This is a genomic window from Streptomyces sp. GbtcB7, assembly GCF_019091445.1.
GTDB classification, from domain to species: Bacteria; Actinomycetota; Actinomycetes; order Streptomycetales; family Streptomycetaceae; genus Streptomyces; species Streptomyces mirabilis.
The window spans coordinates 1-231 of sequence record NZ_JAGXJM010000737.1 but is presented as its reverse complement, the minus strand read 5'-3'; the positions used below and the strand labels follow the sequence as shown (position 1 = coordinate 231).

The following is a 231-nucleotide window of genomic DNA, read 5'->3' as shown; positions in this document are numbered from 1 at the left end:
CCTCGCCCAGGAAGAGCGCGCCGTACTGAGCCATCCTGCGCAGGGCCTCGCGCGGCTCGGCGGTCAGGACCTCGGCGTGCTCGAAGGCGAACGCGTCGGCGAGCGCGGACAGCTCGTCGAGGGAGTCCACGACGTGCACCTGCCCGTGGTCGCGCCTGGCGGGTCCGGCGGAGTCGCGCGTGGGCATGCCGGGGACGAGGCGCTCGGCCCCGGCGGCGGTCATCTCGGCGA

At 75.8% G+C, this 231-nt stretch carries 1 protein-coding gene; it reads right to left on the bottom strand.

Features of this window, described 5'->3' with window-relative positions:
* A partial coding sequence (locus KVT44_RS57400; RefSeq protein WP_217577251.1) for a histidinol dehydrogenase occupies window positions 1-231 on the bottom strand: 231 nt, incomplete at both ends.